The following is a 19,369-nucleotide window of genomic DNA, read 5'->3' as shown; positions in this document are numbered from 1 at the left end:
TCAGTCTTTATCAGGGTAAGTAGTTGTGCTCCTGTTGAAACAGCCACTCTTTCAGGGTAACCCCATATCATTCAGTCAGCGCCGGCTGTGCATTATGGTGATTGCCTGTTTCCTGCTGACAAACGCATTTGTTACCCGCGCATTTGTCGATATTAATTTTGGCAAATTCTGGCAGGCCGTCGCCAGACATGGCGGTAAAGTTGATGCGGGCCGTCAGGCGGGTCTGGAAGGCATGTTCAATGAAGCGCAGAATCTGCCGGAGTCGAAGCAGCTTCTTCTGGTTAATGCTTACTTTCGCGATAACGTAACCTACAAAACCGATGATATCGTCTGGAAGCAAAGCGATTACTGGGCATCACCGGCAGAGTTTCTGGCTAAAGAACTGGGCGATTGTGAAGATTACGCTATCGCTAAATATATCTTCCTGCTTAAACTGGGGGTCCCCGAAGAAAAGCTGCGTCTTATCTACGTAAAAGCTAAAGTAGGGGGGCGCCGCAGCACTGTGACACAAGCGCACATGGTTCTGGGTTATTATGAAACTCCCACCAGTCAGCCAATGATCCTCGACAGTTTAATTTCAGAAGTGTTGCCTGCACGGCAGCGAACAGATCTCATTCCTGTGTTCAGTTTTAACAGTATGGGGATCTGGTCTCCGGGCCAGAAACAATCATCCGGTTCTCCTTCGGCCAGATTATCACGGTGGCGTAATGTGCTGGACAAAATCAGCTCTGAAGGCATCACCGTAACATCCTGATCCCGCTTAAGCCTGTACGAATCATCGCCGGTGCCGCGGCGTATTGTTGACTCGCCGCGCCGGTGTGGTCAACATAAGGCATGACGTGTCTCTGACTTTATATTGTTGTTCTTATGAAAATCCTCCATTCCTCAGACTGGCATCTCGGTCAGAGCTTTTTTACCCAAAACCGCAAAGACGAACACCAGCAGTTTCTCGACTGGCTGTTGCTGGTTGTGGAAGCGCAACAAATCGATGCCATCATCGTTGCCGGCGATGTGTTTGATACCGGCACGCCACCCAGTTATGCCAGAGAAATGTATAACCGTTTTGTGGTGGCTTTGCAGGCTCACCGCTGTACCCTGATTGTGCTGGGCGGAAACCATGACTCTGTGTCAGTGCTGAATGAGACGCGGGGGCTGCTGTCTTGTCTGAATACCCATGTTATCGCCTCGGTGCTGGAAGACCCGGCGGATCAGGTGGTAGAACTTAAAGATAAAAACGGCGAAACCGGCGCATTTGTTTGTGCGATCCCGTTCATCCGCCCCAGAGACGTGCTGGTGAGTGCTGCGGGTCAGTCCACAGATGAGAAGAAACAGCACCTGGGTGATGCAATCAAAGCCCATTACCGGAGTGTGTACGATGTCGCGGCTGAGCGCCGCGAAGCTTCAGGCAAGCCTGTCCCTGTTATTGCTACAGGCCATCTTACTGCGCTTGGCGTATCTGCCTCGTCCAGTGTGAGGGATATCTACATCGGTACGCTGGAAGGCTTCGCCGCCGACGGTTTTCCGCCGGCAGATTATATCGCGCTGGGACATATTCACCGGCCACAGAAAGTGGCTAAATCAGAGCATATCCGCTACAGCGGCTCTCCTGTTGCTCTCAGTTTTGATGAGCTGGGTACGCAAAAGCAGGTGGTGCTGGTGAGTTTTGAGGGCAGCACAACCCCTGTTATCGAAGCCCTTCCCGTACCGGTTTTCCAGCCTATGGCAGTTATCCGTGGTGATCTGGATACCATTGAGCAGTCACTGAAAGCGTTCACTGATACGGCAGCAACCACCTGGCTGTGTATTGAAGTCACCACGCAGGGGTATTTGTCTGATTTGCACCAGCGTATCCAGGCAATGACAGAAGATAAGCCGGTAGAGGTGCTGCAACTCAGGCGGGTTCATGAAAGGGCTGCGGCGTCGATGACGGCAGAATATGAACAGGATTTGTCAGAACTGTCGCCGGAAGAGGTCTTTGAGCGGCGCTTGCTGTTAATGGATGAGGCCACAGAGGAAGAGGTTAAAGCAGAGTTGCGTACACAGTTTCGTGAAGTAGTATCGGGTCTTGATGCAGGGGAAGCAGCACAATGAAAATATTGACCCTGCGGCTTAAAAACCTCAATGCGCTCAAAGGTGAGTGGAAGCTTGATTTCACCGGCGCCCCGTTTACGGATAACGGCCTCTTTGCCATCACCGGTGCTACCGGAGCTGGCAAAACCACCTTACTGGATGCAATCTGTCTGGCGCTTTATCATCAGACGCCCAGGCTCGGCCAGCTGTCTGCGTCATCCAATGAAATCATGACCCGTGGTACCGGTGACTGTCTGGCTGAAGTTGAGTTTTCTGTAAAGGGCACGGCCTACCGTGCTTTCTGGAGTATGCGGCGGGCACGGGGTCATGCCGGCGGAAACCTGCAACCGGCGGAAGTGGAACTGGCCGAAGTAGAAAGCGGGAAGGTAATGGCAACACAAATCCGTCCGAAAGCGGACGAGATAGAGCGGATCACCGGTTTAAACTTTGCCCGTTTTACTAAATCCATGATGTTGTCGCAGGGGGACTTTGCAGCCTTCCTGAATGCGCAGGAAAACGAAAGAGCGGAACTGCTTGAAGAACTGACCGGAACCGAAATATACGGTGAGATTTCCCGCCGCGTGCATGAAAAATATAAAGAAGCTGAACAGGAACTGGCATTGCTGCGGGGAAACCGCAACAACATCTCTGTGCTGAGTGAAGAAGAAAGAGCATCGCAGGTTTTGGCACTGGCGCAAGCCGACAATACGCTGAAAGAAGCCCGCGAAGCGTGTGAACACTGGCAGAGCGGACTGAACTGGCAGGCCGGTTTTGCGCAGCGCTTGTCACAGAAGCAGCAGGCAGAAGCCGCGCTGGCTAAAGCAAAAGATGATCTCACTGCGTTTGCACCGGAGGCAGAAAAACTGCGGCAGGGTGAACTGGCAGAGCAAATTAAACCTGAATATGAGCAACTGAGTGCGGCAGAATCTGAAGTGCAGACATTGCACCAGCGCAATGAACTGCTGAAAGAGCAGCAACAGCAAAGTGCACAGCACGCAGAAAGCAGCCTTAAAGAGAAAGACCAGTGCACCGCAGCCCTGGAAATCGCGGAGCAGGAAGGAAGTGCCCGCATTGCACTTATTCATAACCGCGTGATCCCGCTGGATAACAATATTGCCAGGCTGACTCAGGAAAAGCGTGAACTTGAATCCGCGCTGGAGCAGCAAAAAGCAATCACTGACAAACTTGCCGCAGATATTGCAGGATATGAGCAGGCGTTGGTAAGCATGCATGAGCAACTGACTGCGCATAAAAACTACCTGGACGCACATCGGGCCGACAGTGTTTTGCTGACGAAGCTGTCAGGCTGGCGCGGACAAATTAATCAGCTTGGCGGGCTCACCGCCAGTGTGGCGACTTCAGAAGAACAAGCCGTAAAGGCCCGTGAGCAGGTTGACGGGCAGACACATCAGGTTGCACAGGCGGAACAAGCCCGCAATGAGGCTATCAATTTTTATAACGACAAGCAGTCTGCTGTGACAAAACAACAGCAGATAGTTAATTCGCTGGCCGCTGAACAAAGCGGGCAGCAGATCGAACAGGAGTTACTGGCCATAGAACAGCGCTGGGCGCCGCTTAACCGGGCGATGTCGTTACAACAGCAATACCTGGAGTTATGCGGGAAACAATCTGAGCACAAAGCTGAACAGGCGAGGCTGCAAAGTGACTACGATGAAGCGGTAAAGCATCGCAGCGTTATGCGCGAAGAATTTGTTGCCCTCAGGCAGTCTTTAAAGGATGTCACGTTATTGCTGAAACAAGAGGAGCAACTGGCAGAGTACCGGATGCAACTGACAGACGGTGAGGCCTGTCCGCTATGCGGCTCATTGTCTCATCCTGCCTCCGGGGAGGTCGCACTGGATGTGTCTGCTACTTTAACCCGCAAACACGAACTGGAAGCACAACTCAAAGAGGCGGAAAGTCGCGGCATTGGGCAAAACGAGCGTTGTGAGAGATTAAGGCTCGGACTGGAACAAACCACGCAGGCGATGGTAAAAGCTATTCAAGATTCAACTGACATTGCCGCACAGTGGGAAACCATATCGCAGGAAGCCGGTATTTCTGTTGCTCTGAATGATGAAACCGGACTGACTCAATATGAGCAGCAGCAAAAAAATCGGGGGGCAGCGCTGCGGGAACAGCGAAGCAGAGCAAATCTTGAGAAGGAAAAGCTTGCTGCACTCACCACAGAACTCAACGAGCTGCAACGGCAGGTAAGTCATGGTGAAAATCAGGTAGCACTCGCCGCTGAACGGTTGGCCCAATATCAGAAGCAGGCTGGTGACACACAAAGTGCACTTAAAAGCGCACAACAACAATGCGCTGCGCTGCACAATGCCATAGCGAAAGAAACCGCTGACGCCGGACATCCGTTACCGTCATCGGGTTTTGAAGCCTGGCTGAACAGGCTGGAGGAGAAAGCGCAGCAGTGGGCAGATACCAAAGAACAGGTGACTGCCCTTGAGCAGCAGGCATCTCAGCAGGCGGTGTATCGTGAAAATGCGCAGCAAAACTGGCAGGCAGCAAAAGCGCAGGCCGGTAAGCTGACTACTGCATTTAACGCTTTATGTGAAACCCTTACTCAGCATCAAACCGAACGCCATGCTCTGGCCGGTACAACTCCGTCGCAAACAGCCATCACGGAAGCGGAACAGCGCATCGCGCAGGCAAAGCAGGTAGCACAGCAGGCACAGGAGCGGGCAACGGCCGCAAAGGAGCGCCATACCGGCATCACATCTTCATTAAACGCTGCTGTTGAAGCGCTGGTAGCCGCCCGGCAAAAGACGGAAGAATTATCTGAACGCTGGCAAATGCAGCGCAAGCGGGCCGGTTTTGACAGCGATATTGATTTTCAAAATGCGTTACTCACACCCGGACTACGTGACCAGCTCAGCCGTGAGAAGCAAACCCTGGAAGCTGCAACTCAACGCCATTCGGCGTTATTTGAAAGCGCCAGTATGCATTACAACAGCTGGCTCAATGATGAACAGGCTGCACTGTGGCAACAGGCTGACGGCGATGAGTTGCAGAGTAAATATCAGCAGGCCAATGAAGAACGGGATCGCATTCTCACCCGGCGGGGAGAACTGGCTGCCAGATGTCAGGCTGATGATGAGCAGCGTGAGAAATTGCACAGTTTGTCAGAAGGTATAGCGGAAAAAGAACAGGCGTTTGAGATCACATCTGCCCTGCACGGTCTCATCGGTTCCGCCACCGGTGATAAATTCCGTAAATTTGCCCAGGGCCTGACGCTGGATAATCTCATTGTGCTGGCGAACCGTCAGTTACAACGTCTGCATGGCCGCTACAGGTTGCAGCGAAAGCAGGCGGACGGTCTGGCTATTCTGGTAGTGGATACCTGGCAGGGCGATATCACCAGAGACACCCGGACTTTATCCGGTGGCGAGAGCTTTCTGGTCAGTTTGTCGCTGGCACTGGCGCTGTCTGATCTGGTCAGTCATAAAACCAGCATTGATTCACTGTTTCTGGACGAAGGGTTTGGTACGCTGGATGCCCAAACACTCGATATTGCACTGGATGCGCTGGATAACTTAAACGCCTCCGGCAAAATGATTGGCGTGATCAGCCATATCGAAGCGATGAAAGAACGGATCCCGGCACAGATTAGGGTGAATAAGCGAAGTGGCCTCGGGATCAGTGAGCTGGATAAAAGCTTCCGCTTTTCCCCTGAAGCCCCTCTTGCCGGATAGCACAATGCAGTCTTAGACTGTGCTATTCCGGATGCTGTATCAGCCCCAGCGAAGCCAGTGCCAGTTCATGGGCGCCGGCTGATGCGCCGCAAAGCGGGGCGGTATCCGGCATTGCACTGGCAATTACCCTGGTCGGCATCAGTGTTTTTTGTGGAATCGTGTCTTTCAGTGTTTTCATAAAGGCATCGTGACGGGAAAGCGGGCCACCAATCACTATGAGATCCGGATTCACCAGAATTCCCGCGTTAGAAATCACGTGGATAATTTTATCCATAGCCGGATGATCGTACAAAGAACGGTTTTCCAGCAAGGCTTTACCCAGTTGGTTTTCAACCACGTAATCCTGAAGGTTCTTCGAACCGTCCACTTTAAAATAGCCCACTTCGCCGGCAATACCTGAACTACCGCGGATAAGGTGCCCGTTGATATAAATGCCGGCACCGATCCCCCGGCCAAAATAAAAGAACATGAAGTTCTTCTCGCCAATAGCATTACCCTGCGAACGTTCCGCCATGGTTGCCCAGTTCACGTCGTTATCAATGGTAATGGGGCAATGGAACATGCTGGCAAACAGGGAGGGAAAATTAATATCGTGGGCGAGGGGGAAAGGGGCACCGTGCAGAGGCAATACCTGGCCCGTTTCAGAATTCACCGGGTCGGCAATAGAAATGCCGATGGCGAGGACTGCGCTTTTCGTTCGTGCGACCATGTCTTCAGCCATGGTGGTCAGCTTCTGGAAAAAGGCTTCGCTGCTGTCTATGCGTGTGGACGGCACGTGTGCGGCTTCTACATCGTAGTCGGGGATGGCGTGGCCGTTAAGCGCGGCTAGTTTAAACTGTTCTTCTGCAACAATATTTTCAGCCAGGTCGGTAAGACGCATCTGAATGTGCTGACTGTCCAGGGCAACAGACAAGGTAACACCCCGGTTAGCATTAATCTCATAAAGTATGCCCGCACGGCCCTGTTTATTCTGGGTTTTCTTTTTCGTTTCATTGACCAGAGACTGGCCCTGCAAACGTCCTGCAGCCTCTGAAATAGTGGGGCGGGAAATACCGGTGAGCTGAGAGATGGCTGCTCTGCTCATGGGGCCATTTTCGCGAAGACAGCGGAAAAACTGTCTGTCTGTGTCCAGTGCCAGGCCTTGCTGTTGGAGACGCTGACTCGATTGCTTGTGTACGGGCATAGTATTTTTGTTATGGAACAGCTCGCGCTGTTTTATCCTGTTGTTGAATAATTGTTAACGGTAAAGGGACTTAAAAAGTCGTTTTCGTGACACACATTGTTAAAACCAGATCCCTGTTAAAGAGTCTTCTGCACTAAAAAAGTTCAAGGTTTACCGCTGTTTGTTTTTTGTTCTTTTTGCGATAATTCAGGCTTTACGGAACTTTCTGGTTTCTTTACATTTGTGTGACAGCAAAGTCAGTTTTATTATTGTTTTTTGCTTTGCACCATTCCCTTTTCAGAAGCCTCTATCATCTTCCGGTTATATTCTCTATCACTAATGCTTATATTTTTCCTTTATTTTTCATAGCGAATTTCAGCCTTTCCAAACAGTGACTTATCATAAAAATTTAATATGACTAATCCTTGCACTCCGGACAGTTGTCACCTTTTCTTAACCTGTATTTGTAAATAAAAAGTGCCCGACAGGCCATTTATTCTAATCAGATACAGATAGTAAAATCTGCATTTACCCGCTCATTTAAGACTAAAGAATACTTCAATTTCAAGAAAAAGGTTAATTTTGTTAGGCAACCTAACAAAATACTTGCAATTGCTTCACAAGGCGGGCTATAACTACACCGTTACAATTCGTTAACGTTAAATGGCGGCTTGTAACGCGTTACATTGTGAGAATGGGATCACAACGTAACGGTTTGCACAGCGAGTGCGTGATGGGGTTGAGTGAACTGATTGACCAGTGTTTTATGCGCGGTAGTCATCCTCCTCATAAGGGACACGCACTTTAATTCACGTGTGAAAACTCAACTGGAAACCAAACTATGTTTAATAAAACAAAGCTATCTTGCGCAGTGTCAGGGGCACTCTGCGTAATGGTCGCATCACCTGTATTTGCTCAGGACGCACCAGAACAAGTAGAACAGATTGAAGTACGCGGTGTTCGCGGAAGTTTGTCTCAATCTATGAACGTAAAACGTCAGTCTACTGGTGTTGTTGACGCCATCTCTGCTGAAGACATGGGTAAATTCCCGGACACCAACCTGGCAGAATCTCTGCAGCGTATCACTGGTGTTTCTATCAACCGTGTAAACGGTGAAGGTTCAGAAGTTACCGTTCGTGGTTTCGGTGGTAACTTCAACCTGATCACATTAAACGGCCGTCAGATGCCTGCTGCTAACGTAGCATCTATCACCGGTAACCCGCTTGATCAGGGTGCTTCCGGTACAACCCGTTCTTTTGACTTCTCTAACCTGGCATCTGAAGGTGTAAGTGGCATTGAAGTTTATAAGACTGGCCGTGCAGCCGTACCATCAGGTGGTATCGGTGCAACAATCAATATCAATACGTTAAAGCCACTGTCTCAAGGTGAAAACCGTGCCTCTATCGGCGCGAAAGCCATGAAAGACTACAGCGGTGACGGTGTAACACCAGAATTAAGTGGTGTTGCTAACTGGTCAAATGATGACAACACATTTGGTGTAGCTGTGTTCGGTTCTTACCAGGAGCGTGACTCCGGTAGCCGCCACATGAGTGTTGAGAACTACCAGCTGTACAACTGGGATTCAACGTCTCCGGGTACTTTCGGTCTGGTAGACGGCGCTAACGTGACTAACGCACCTGAAGAAGGTCAGTTGGTTGCCATGCCTTCTAACTTAGGTTTAGGTTTGAACGAAGATAACCGTGAACGTCTGAACGGTATGGTTACTTTACAGTTCGCACCTTCAGAAACGCTGACATTAACTGCTGACGCAACTTATGCCAGCAACGAAATCAACTCAACCTCTATCGTAGACGGTGTTTGGTTTGCCCGTCAGTTCACTGATATGGAATTCGATGGTAACCCTGTTGTTGCTACGCCTATCCGTTTCACTGAAGACATCGACGGCGGTAAAGACTTCTTCTTCCAGAACCTGGTGATGGCCGCTAAAGATGAACTGACATCTTTCGGTTTCAATGCAGACTGGTGGGCAAGCGATTCACTGAACCTGCGTTTCGACGCTAACATGGCGAATGCAAAATCTGGCGGTAACGGTCCTTACGGTAAAAACGTAATCCGTTTCAACGTTGCAGGTGCAACTGCCGGCTGGCAAACCATGGACTTCGGTCTGGATATGCCTCAGGCAAGCATCGTTGTTGATGACTCTGTTAAAGGTAACAACAACGGTGTCTTCGACCTGGCCGATGTTGGTCCTCAGGTTACCCGTGCCATTTCTTCTGATCAGGAATCTGACGTTAAACAGTTCCGTTTCGACGGTACCTGGGACGAAGGTTCTGACGTAAAAGTTGATTTCGGTATCGGCTACATGGCGACTGAAATGAATCAGCTTCGTTATGAAACTGAAGCGCAGCTGGGTGGCTGGGGTGTTGCTGATGTAGGTAATATTCCTGAAGGTCTGCTGGAAGTGACTTGTACCGCATGTGCGTTTGAAGATCACAACATGAGCGGTGTTGCCGGTGCGGATTCAATTGCTCAACCTGCAGGTTCTACCACAATCCCTCTGGGTAGCGTATCTTTCCGCGGTAACGCAGTAGACCTGCTGAACGCTGTTGCGCCGGCTTACGGCTTCACCCCGGGTGATCTGCCTTCTGTTGGTGCTCAGAACAACACCGTTAAAGAAGATATCCTGTCTCTGTACGCGATGGCGACAATGGACGGCGAAATCGGTGGTTTCGAAGCTAATTTAGTGGTTGGTGCCCGTTATGAGAAGACAGACGTTGAGTCTATCTCTCTGCAATCTGTACCAGAGCAAATCATCTGGTTGTCAGATAACGACTTCACTATCAGCTACGGCGATCAGACTGAAGCGCTGTCTCAGGATCACTCTTATGAAGCGTTCCTGCCTAACATCGACTTCTCGGTTAACCTGACTGACGATTTAAAAGCCCGTGCATCTTACAGCATGACGCTGGCACGCCCTGCGTATAACCAGATGTACACTGCTACCAGCATTGGTGCGCCTGGTCGTCCTACTTACTTAGGCGGTGTGGCATCAGGTAGCCGCGGCAACGCTGCGCTGGATCCACTGGAGTCCAACAACTTCGACCTGTCACTTGAATACTACTATGGTGATTCAAGCATGGTGTCAGTAGGTTACTACCGTAAAGACGTAGACAACTTCGTTGGTACACAGCAGGTTTCTCAAACTCTGTTCGGTCTGCTTGATGCGACTTCAGGTGCTGCCGGTACTGTTTCAGGTGAAGCTATTGCAGAGCTTGAAGCACGTGGTATCGAAGTAACAGAACGTAACTTCTTCACCATGTCTGCATTGCTTGCAAACCCTGACGTGTTCCCTGGTGGCGCTGATGAGTTCGAAGAAGGTCAGGCATTTGCTGATGACGTATTCGCTAACAACAACGTTGAGCCAATGGCAGGCGACCCTGAAATGGCCTTCGAAGTTACTCAGCCTGTAAACAACCAGAGTGCACGTATCTCCGGTTACGAGTTTGCATGGCAGCACTTCTTCGGTGACAGCGGTTTCGGTTACCAGGCTAACTTCACCATCGTTGACGGTGATATCGGTTACGATGTAGGTGCAGATCCGGCAATCGACCAGTTCGCACTGGAAGGCTTAAGTGACTCAGCTAACTTAGTACTGATTTACGAAAAAGACGGCCTGTCTACCCGTGTTGCTTACAACTGGCGTGATTCCTTCCTGGCGGAAGTAAACCGTGGCGTATCTTCTGTTCGTAACCCATTGTTCATCGATGAGTACAAGCAGGTAGACGTTAACGTAAGTTACGACTTCAGCGAAGACCTGACAGTAAGCATGGACGTAATCAACCTGTTCGAAGAAGGTTCACGTCAATACGGCCGTAGCTACAACAACACGTTCTTCATCCAGGAACTGGACAGACGTATTGTACTGAGTGCCCGCTACAGCTTCTGATAGCTGTCAGCATCCGGTCACAATCCTCCCGGATTGTGACCTTTGATTCTCAGGCCGGTGTGCCCTCGCATGCCGGCCTTAATCCTTACAAACATGACATTGCGCCTGACGGGGTAGCGCGATAACATCCTGCGTATACCTTTCGCTCAACCCGCAGTAACGGGGACCAATCTATGTCTAAACCAGCTGTTCTGAATAACGTCGATCATAAAGATCTGAAAGTTAATACCCGTCCGGGGGCTTTTTCCGGCCATCAGGTAAACCGTACCCGTGTATTCGCATCTGAAATCAGTGAGCTGCACAAAGAGTTTCCGCTGGTATTTTATAAAGATGCCGACAGTGGCGAGTTGCAGATCCACAGTATTCTGGGGCTAAGCAAGGACGAAAACCTGTTCCTGAGTGAAGACGGATGGACAACCCGTTATATTCCTGCCGTGCTGGGGCGCGGACCATTCAGTATTGCCTATCGCGAATCTGATGATGCTGCACCGGAACCGTTTATTTGTATTGATATGGACGATCCCCGTGTTGGCGATGAAGGTGAAGCGGTCTTCCTGCCAATGGGTGGCGAATCCGGTTATCTGAATTATGTAAAAAAGGCATTGCAGACCATTGAAGCCGGTGCCCAATACAACAAAACTCTGTTTACTCTGGTGGAAGAGATGGACCTTCTGGAGCCGGTGAACATTGAGATTAAGCTCAGCAATGTTGAGCAGGTGAATTTCTCCAACTACTATTCTGTCAATCAGGAAAAGCTTTCTCAGCTTGACGGTGACAGTCTGGCAAAGTTAAGTCAGTACGGTATGCTTGGTCCGCTTTACTTTATTTTATCTTCACTGGGTAATTTTCAGCGTTTAATTGATTTGAAGAACGCAAAATCTGCGCTGATTTAGGTACAGTGCTGGTCCGGATTGTCAGTGCCGGCAGGTACTGACATTTAAGCCGCTTTTTATTAACGGACAAAAACCATGGTTACACCTTCCCGACAAACAGTAACAGTGTGGGAAGGCATCACACCAGATGCCATCCCGTTTGATGATCTCTTCGCTCTTAACCAGCCGGTTATTCTTAAGGGGCTGGTAAACGACTGGCCAATGGTTAAAGCAGGGCGGACATCCCCCCTTGAAACCATGCAGATGCTGGAAGATAACTACAGCAATAAACCCATGCTGGTGTATCGCGCACCATCAGAAATTCAGTCCCGCTTCGGATACAACGATACCTGTACCGGATTTAATTTCTCTGCAGAACGGTCAACGATCCCCGATGTGTTTAACACAATCCGTAATGAGCTCAGTGAACAGGAGCATGAATACCTGTACGTCAACTCTCTGGTGCTGAAAGAAGGATTCCCTGCACTTGCAGACAGTCATTCTCTGGCGTTTACCCATCCTGAATTTAAGCAAAACCCGGTAGTCGCTAAAATCTGGCTGGGAACAGAATCTGTAGCTGCTGCGCATTTTGATCAACCTAAAAATCTGGCCTGTTGTGTTGTGGGCAAACGACGGTTCATGCTGTTTCCGCCGGAACAGGTGGAGAACCTTTATCCCGGGCCGCTGCATCCTACGCCGGGCGGTCAGGTTGTTACGCTGGCGAATCTCGCTGACCCTGACTTTGATAAGTTCCCCCGCCTTAAAGAGGCAATGGACAATGCGTGGATTGCTGACCTGGAACCCGGTGACGGCCTTTATTATCCCAGTATGTGGTGGCATGAAGTTACGGCATACGACCGTTTTAACGTAATGGTTAATTTCTGGTGGATGACCACAGAGCGTCATAAAGGCAATCCCATGGATGTGCTGTTACACGGCATGATGAGTTTGCGGGAAAAACCAGAACAGGAAAAACAAGCGTGGAAGGCGTTGTTTGATTATTACGTGTTTGGTGATGCGCAGCGTGTTCGTGAACATCTTCCGCCGGAGTGCCGCGGTGCGCTGGGGGAAATGGACGACATTAACGCCAGGCGTTTGCGTTCCATGTTAATCAGTAACCTGAACCGGTAAGGAGCAGGCGTGAGCGAAAATAAAAAAACAAAAGTTGTCATTGCCGGTGGTGGTACAGCCGGCTGGCTGAGTGCATTCAGTTTGGCTACCAGGCTGGGAAATTTACTCGACATTACGCTGGTTGAATCCGACCAGATTGGCACCGTGGGTGTGGGCGAAGCCACTATTCCTACCATGCGCAGTTTCCATCAGTTGATGGGCATAAACGAACAGGAATTTATGTCTGCCACCCAGGCCACATTCAAACTGGGCATTCAGTTTGAAAATTGGGGGTGTAAAGATGAAAACTATCTGCATTCCTTTGGCGAAATTGGTCAGCGCGCCTGGATGGCAGAGTTTCACGCTTTCTGGATGGCGGCAAAAGAAAGTGGCTACAGTGCCGGACTGGACGACTTCTGTCTTGAGCTGAAAGCCGCCAGAGAAGGTAAGTTTGCCCTTGCGGCGGGTAAGAAACCACTGAATTATGCCTTTCATCTGGATGCCACGGCCTATGCCTCCTGGCTGCGTAAAAAGAGTGAAGCCGCCGGTGTAAAACGCATTGAAGGCAAAATTGCTGCAGTGGATCTTCACAGTGACAGTGGCAACATTACGGCATTAAAGCTGGAGACGGGCCAGGTCATAGCAGGTGATGTGTTTATTGACTGCACTGGCTTTCGCGGACTGCTTATTGGTGAACACCTGGGTGTTGAGTACGAAGACTGGAGTCATTATCTCGCAGCCGACAGCGCCATTGCTGTGCAAACTGAGTCCGTTGAACCACCTTTACCTTACACCCGTGCTATTGCTCACGATGCCGGCTGGCAGTGGCGTATACCGCTGCAAACCCGCACCGGTAACGGTATTGTCTATTCCAGTCGTTTTCTCAGCGATGAAGAGGCCGAAAAGACACTGCTGGCAAACCTTGACGGCAAGCCCCTGACTCAACCACGGAAACTGAAGTTTAAAACCGGAAGGCGGGTAAAGTCGTGGCATAAGAATTGTGTCGCCATCGGTTTATCCGGCGGCTTTCTGGAGCCGCTTGAATCAACCAGTATTCACCTGGTCACCACGGCACTTATCCGTCTTATGAAGTTATTTCCGTTTTCGGATAATTTTGGAATATTAGCCGAAAGGTTTAACCAGGAAACGGCGGTTGAACTTGAAACTATCCGGGACTTTATTATCCTTCATTATCATCAGACTACACGTGATGACAGTCCGTTCTGGAACCATTACAGGACAATGGATGTGCCGGGTTCGCTGAAACACAGACTGTCGATTTTTCGTGAAAATGGTTATGTGTGGCCTGACGATGTATCGCTGTTCAGAGTGGACTCATGGGTACAGGTAATGATGGGGCAGGGACTGATGCCCGGAAGCTATCATCAGGCCGGTAAATTGCTCCCGCCTGAAGGACTGAAACAACAGTTAACAGCGTTAAAGAATCAAATTGATAACCAGTTGGCGCAATTGCCGCCACACGCACAATTCATAGAGAAATATTGCCCGGCAGGGAAGGTGGGTTAATTTTCAGGAGACTGGAAAATGACGAACCGTGTTGTAATTGTAGGTGGTGGTGCCGCCGGATGGCTGACAGCAGGCATCCTGGCCGCGAAAAATGGCGAAAAATCCGGATGCACACATCCGGTTCGCATTGAACTGGTTGAATCTCCCAACGTTAAAAACCTCATGGTAGGCGAGGGCACCTGGCCTACCATGCGGGATACTCTCCGCCAGATTGGCATATCTGAAAAAGACTTCATGCAGTTCTGCAATGCCGGGTTTAAACAGGCTTCTAAGTTTGTGGGCTGGCAATATGGAAACGGAGAGCATTACTATCATCCGTTCACTGCGCCGGCTGGCTACGGCGCGGTGAATCTGTCGCAATATTTTCTTAAAAATCGTCCCGGTTCTGATTTTGAAACATTAGTCTGTGCCCAGGGGGCTGTGTGTGAGCAGTCACTAGCACCGAAGACGCTGGCAACGCCGGAATTTGCCTTTGCTCTGAATTACGGTTATCACCTCAACGCCGGTAAATTCACTGAAATGCTGCGTTTGCACTGCACGCAGAAACTGGGTGTGGTGCATACCACCGGTCATGTAGAACAGGTTAATGGTGCGCCGGACGGTGATATTGCTTCAGTAACATTGTCGGATGGCCGTGTCATTGAAGGTGATTTGTTTATCGATTGCAGTGGTTTTAAAGCATTATTGCTGAACGGGTTTTATAACGTTCCTATGGTGTGCAGGCGTGATCAGTTGTTCAATGATGCTGCGCTGGCACTTCAGGTGCCTTATCGTGATGAAAATACGCCGGTAGCTTCTGCAACCGTAGCAACGGCACAAAAGCACGGTTGGATTTGGGATATTGCCTTATCCGGCCGCCGGGGTATTGGCCATGTATTTTCCCGCCAGTACTGCTCAGCAGACCAGGCTCAGGATGCACTGATGCAGTATGTGAAAAATGACCCGCATCTGGATGCGTCAAAAGCAGAGCCCCGGTTAATCACTTTTGAACCCGGTCACCGTTCGGTGTTCTGGCACCGCAACTGTGTAGCCATTGGCGTGTCAGCCGGATTCGTGGAGCCTCTTGAAGCAACGGCGCTGGTGCTGGTGGAAAAATCCGTTGAATGGATAAGTCACCAGTTTCCCCGTTGCCGCAATGCCATGACGGTACTGGCTAAACGGTATAATGAAATCACCCACAGCCGGTGGGAAGAGATCATCGACTTCATCAAGCTGCATTATGTGTTGTCGTCCCGGGATGACAGTGAATACTGGCGTGCTCACCGCGATGCAGCCTCAGTGCCGCAAAGCCTGAAAGACTCCCTGGCATTGTGGCAAACCCAGCCGCCCTGGCTTTACGAGAGCGATCGCCGTCTGGAGCTGTTTTCCTCAGCCAGTAAGCAATACGTACTAATGGGCATGCAATCTACATTTGGTGAGGCGTGTACAGGCCTGTCGCAACATGAAATGCGGGTGGCGGATAAGGCTTTAAATGATGTGCGACGCTCTACAGAGCAATTGCTGAATGGCTTACCTACCAACCGCGAGTTTTTGTCACGGCTGGCAGGCGCAGTTAAAAAGGACTGCAGGGCTACAGCATAGCGCTGTCGACAACATGGAGTTAAATGAATCCGCCGGTACGGTTATGGTCATAAATTTTCGCCCGGGGAAACTTTTACCGTCAGTGGCTCCGCCATCCCGTTCTGGATAACCAGAACCTGGCTGCCATCGTGGCTTTTTGAAAGGTTTGTGTTTAATATAAGCCTTTTAATTCATATGGTTACTGGGTTTAAAAGACTCTTTGCAACTAAAAGCTTTTATTTTTGCCATAACCAGTCGCTAAAGTTAATACATTATTTAGCTAGAATTCGAATCGCAATGCCCGCCGCCGTGGTGCGATTCTCTACCCCAAGTTTTACAAAAACCTGCTCGAGATGTTTATTTACCGTGCGGGCGCCGATGTCGAGAATCAAGGCGATTTCTTTATTGGTTTTACCATTAGACAGCCAGTAGAGAACTTCTGATTCACGAATGGTAAGACCCAGCTCGCTGCGCAGGCGCTGTTCGCCGGAAATATCCTCAGTCACACTGTTAATTCTAAAGGTAAAGTCACCGTTGGCGCGTTTAGCGACCAGTGTGAGTTCGCATTCACCATCGTCAAAGAAAATACGCTGGGGTTTGTCCTGCTGAGCAGGTAGCGCGATGATGGCACTCACAGTTGGTGTGAGCTGCTGTGCGAACCATTCGTCGAAATGGGGAATCGCAGATAAAAAATCATGAGTTTGCGGGGTTGCCCACAACAGTTCTGCGGCCTCGTTTACGGAAAATAGTTTTTGTCCAACTGAGTCAAGCGCATGCTGAGCGCTTGATGTTACCTGAGCGTTACCGGCATGTATCTTTATGCGTGCAATGAGTTCATCGGGATTAACCGGTTTTACAATGTAATCCACGCCGCCGGAATTGAGACCTTTCAGGGTGCTTTCGGTATCTGTCAGGCCCGTCATAAATATTACTGGAATGTGTTGTAGCTGACGGTTTTGTTTTAGCCTGATACAGGTTTCAAAGCCATCGAGTTTGGGCATTATGGCGTCTAGCAAGATGATGTCAGGTTTGATTTGCTCGGCAATCGTAATGGCTTGTTGGCCTTCCAATGCAACCAGTGTGCTGATCCCTTCCTTTTCAAGAATGTCGTTGATTAAACTGAGCGAGTCAGGTGAGTCGTCAACTACTAATACCGTATACATGTCTGTTTGTGGTGGCTGGTGGTCTATGTATCACTAAAGGCATAAATTTATACTACACCGTTCTGCCAGATAGATCGACACAGGATAGTGCTGTAAATCACTGTTTTTGCACACTGCGCGTTTTCGCTGGCAAACCATATTGCCCCCCCATGATACGCAATTTGACGTATATTCCGGTGTCATCCTGCTCGCTACTATCGACGCTTAATAACCCATTGTTCAGGACACAGTGGATCAAGTGTTTAAATGAACTTAATGGAGGTAATATGAAACAGGCAAACTATCGTGTCAGTTTGTTGATGGCCGGGATGATGACTGCAGTGCCCTGTCAGGATGCGAATGCGGCAGCAAAAATTGAATTTGGTGACGAGCAGTACCTTAGTGTGGAGTTTGGACTTCGCGGCGCATTGCGTTCGTTGGAATATGCGGCAAATGATGGCGACCGAAGCTACGATGCGGCGCTGGACAGTGCTCGCTTGTATGTTGCCGGGGCGGTCAATAAGCGGATTCGTGGTATCCTTACCAGCGAAAAATCCGGCGCCAACGATACCGTACAGGTCATTGATGCTGCGGGTATCTTTACGCTGGGCTCCAACCTGGAGATTTGGGCCGGGCGTTTTCTCTCGCCGGGGAGCAGAGCCAATCTGGCAGGGCCATATTACTCGCTGGGAGGCGACTACTGGCAAAACATTGCTGCCCGTTACGGGTGGAATGGCGGAACTATCGGACGCGACGACGGTATTGCGCTGGTTGGCAATGTACTTGAACAGCGTCTGGTCTATTCGTTTGGTGCATTTGAAGCCAATAAGATATTTCACTTTAGCAATGTTGACGTCGTAACGGATAATCCACAGCAGCAAGAATCGTTGATGTACGCTTCACGTGTACAGTATAGTTTTTGGGACACTGAGCCCGGTTACTATGGTACTGGCAATTACCTTGGCAGTAAGGATATTTTTACCCTTGGGATGGCTTACCGGCATAAAAAAGACGGCGCGGCCTCGGCAGTCGCGGTGGGGGACTATGCCCAGTTTACGATTGACTTGCTGATCGAAACCCTGCTGTCAGGGGGGACAGCATCATTTGAAGCTGCTTACTTTGACTATGATACCGGTGATGTTTTTCTGAGTGAACAAGGGCAGGCGTACTCAGCGGCACTGGGCTATATCTTCGTTGAGCCTGTGGGGTGGGGCCGATTGCAACCTTACTTACGCTACCAGCGTTTTGCCGCAGACAATGATATTACCACCAAACGAACGGATGTTGGCGTTAACTATATTATTGATGCTTATAATGCACAGCTTGGCGTTGGTTATGCCAATCATGAGATCTCTCAGCAAGCCAGCGCTGGTAGCTTAACGCTGAGTATGCAGCTACAGTTTTAACCGCTATGTTCTGTCACCCATCCTGCGCGCTAACTGGTTGGGTAATATGGGTGACAGAGTTATACAGGGAGAGGTTATTTCTTGTGGTTACACAGTTCTTTGTAGCCCCACCATGCCAGCCTGGCAGCTAATAGCGCTAACAAACCATAAAAAATCACATGATAAAATGCATGTGCGTTTTCCGTCAGCAAATGATCATCATGAGCCATCGAAGATGTTGAAAAAATTAGTGAAATCAGGGTAAGCAAATACTTCATAGGAACTCCTTATCAGGGTTTAACTAACATGCCTTCAACCTCAATAAAACGAATAATTTCATCGAGACCTTGACCGGCTTTTAAATTGGAAAAAACAAAGGGCTTGTCACCGCGCATCTTGCGCGAATCCCGCTCCATGACCTCAAGCGATGCCCCCACCATATCAGCTATGTCGATTTTATTAATGATCAGTAAATCTGATTTAGTAATTCCGGGGCCGCCTTTACGGGGAATTTTATCGCCAGCAGAGACGTCTATAACATAGAGGGTTAAGTCTGATAATTCAGGGCTAAACGTGGCGCTGAGATTATCTCCGCCACTTTCTACCAGCACAAAATCCAGCTCGGCATGGCGGGATTGCAGTTCATCAATGGCAGCAAGGTTCATGGATGCATCTTCGCGAATAGCCGTATGGGGGCACCCGCCTGTTTCTACACCGAGAATCCGGTCTTCATTAAGGGCACCGTGACGGGTTAAAAATTGCGCGTCTTCATGGGTATAAATATCGTTGGTCACTACTGCCATATTGTATTTGTCGCGCATGGCCAGGCACAGGGCTCTCAGTAAAGCGGTTTTGCCCGAGCCTACCGGCCCACCAACCCCAACTCTAAGAGTTTGTTTTTTCATAGATAAAATCCTTAAGATC

General features: G+C 49.7%; 13 protein-coding genes. 9 read left to right on the top strand and 4 right to left on the bottom strand.

The window, feature by feature from the left end; translation table 11 throughout:
* The first annotated feature begins 25 nt into the window (after positions 1-25).
* From AC4PME_RS09075 to AC4PME_RS09065, 3 genes are all read left to right on the top strand, one after another.
* Entirely contained in the window at positions 26-754 is a 729-nt protein-coding gene (locus tag AC4PME_RS09075) for a transglutaminase-like cysteine peptidase (RefSeq protein ID WP_491045892.1), read from the top strand.
* A 113-nt stretch (positions 755-867) separates the two neighbouring features.
* Positions 868-2,091 carry an exonuclease subunit SbcD gene (gene sbcD / locus AC4PME_RS09070; RefSeq protein ID WP_491045893.1) on the top strand — a complete coding sequence of 408 codons (1,224 nt, stop codon included), beginning with the start codon at positions 868-870 and terminating at the stop codon, positions 2,089-2,091.
* Entirely contained in the window at positions 2,088-5,780 is a 3,693-nt protein-coding gene (locus tag AC4PME_RS09065) for an AAA family ATPase (protein ID WP_491045894.1), read from the top strand. Before sbcD ends, AC4PME_RS09065 begins: the two co-directional genes overlap by 4 nt.
* Before the next feature lie 22 nt (positions 5,781-5,802).
* Here AC4PME_RS09065 and AC4PME_RS09060 read toward each other — a convergent pair whose 3' ends face one another.
* Positions 5,803-6,963: an ROK family transcriptional regulator gene (locus AC4PME_RS09060; RefSeq protein ID WP_491045895.1), complete on the bottom strand. Its 1,161-nt coding sequence runs from the start codon at positions 6,961-6,963 to the stop codon at positions 5,803-5,805.
* An 871-nt stretch (positions 6,964-7,834) separates the two neighbouring features.
* Here AC4PME_RS09060 and AC4PME_RS09055 point away from each other — a divergent pair.
* From AC4PME_RS09055 to AC4PME_RS09035, 5 genes are all read left to right on the top strand, one after another.
* Positions 7,835-10,849, top strand: coding sequence for a TonB-dependent receptor (locus AC4PME_RS09055; protein WP_491045896.1), 3,015 nt, complete (start codon positions 7,835-7,837; stop codon positions 10,847-10,849).
* Positions 10,850-11,022: 173 nt separating this feature from the next.
* Complete coding sequence (locus tag AC4PME_RS09050; protein ID WP_490709992.1) at positions 11,023-11,742, top strand: SapC family protein; 720 nt, start codon at positions 11,023-11,025, stop codon at positions 11,740-11,742.
* Between the two features lie 75 nt (positions 11,743-11,817).
* Positions 11,818-12,852: a cupin-like domain-containing protein gene (locus AC4PME_RS09045; RefSeq protein ID WP_490709993.1), complete on the top strand. Its 1,035-nt coding sequence runs from the start codon at positions 11,818-11,820 to the stop codon at positions 12,850-12,852.
* A 9-nt stretch (positions 12,853-12,861) separates the two neighbouring features.
* Positions 12,862-14,358: a tryptophan halogenase family protein gene (locus AC4PME_RS09040; protein ID WP_491045897.1), complete on the top strand. Its 1,497-nt coding sequence runs from the start codon at positions 12,862-12,864 to the stop codon at positions 14,356-14,358.
* Between the two features lie 18 nt (positions 14,359-14,376).
* Positions 14,377-15,939 (top strand): tryptophan halogenase family protein, encoded by a 1,563-nt coding sequence (locus AC4PME_RS09035; RefSeq protein ID WP_491045898.1) that lies wholly within the window; start codon positions 14,377-14,379, stop codon positions 15,937-15,939.
* A gap of 251 nt (positions 15,940-16,190) precedes the next feature.
* Here the strand turns inward: AC4PME_RS09035 and AC4PME_RS09030 are convergent, their stop codons facing one another.
* Positions 16,191-17,081, bottom strand: coding sequence for a response regulator (locus tag AC4PME_RS09030; RefSeq protein ID WP_491045899.1), 891 nt, complete (start codon positions 17,079-17,081; stop codon positions 16,191-16,193).
* A 266-nt stretch (positions 17,082-17,347) separates the two neighbouring features.
* Here AC4PME_RS09030 and AC4PME_RS09025 point away from each other — a divergent pair, with 266 nt between their 5' ends.
* Positions 17,348-18,466, top strand: a complete 1,119-nt coding sequence (locus tag AC4PME_RS09025) for a hypothetical protein (RefSeq protein ID WP_491045900.1) — start codon at positions 17,348-17,350, stop codon at positions 18,464-18,466.
* Between the two features lie 74 nt (positions 18,467-18,540).
* On the opposite strand, the gene AC4PME_RS09020 is transcribed toward AC4PME_RS09025, so the two are convergent.
* Positions 18,541-18,723, bottom strand: a complete 183-nt coding sequence (locus AC4PME_RS09020; RefSeq protein ID WP_491045901.1) for a hypothetical protein — start codon at positions 18,721-18,723, stop codon at positions 18,541-18,543.
* A gap of 12 nt (positions 18,724-18,735) precedes the next feature.
* Entirely contained in the window at positions 18,736-19,350 is a 615-nt protein-coding gene (gene ureG, locus AC4PME_RS09015) for an urease accessory protein UreG (RefSeq protein WP_491045902.1), read from the bottom strand.
* Positions 19,351-19,369 lie beyond the last annotated feature (19 nt).

It is taken from the genome of Alteromonas sp., assembly GCF_984505615.1.
Note: the sequence above shows the minus strand (reverse complement) of the source record. Positions and strands in the feature narration are given on the sequence as shown.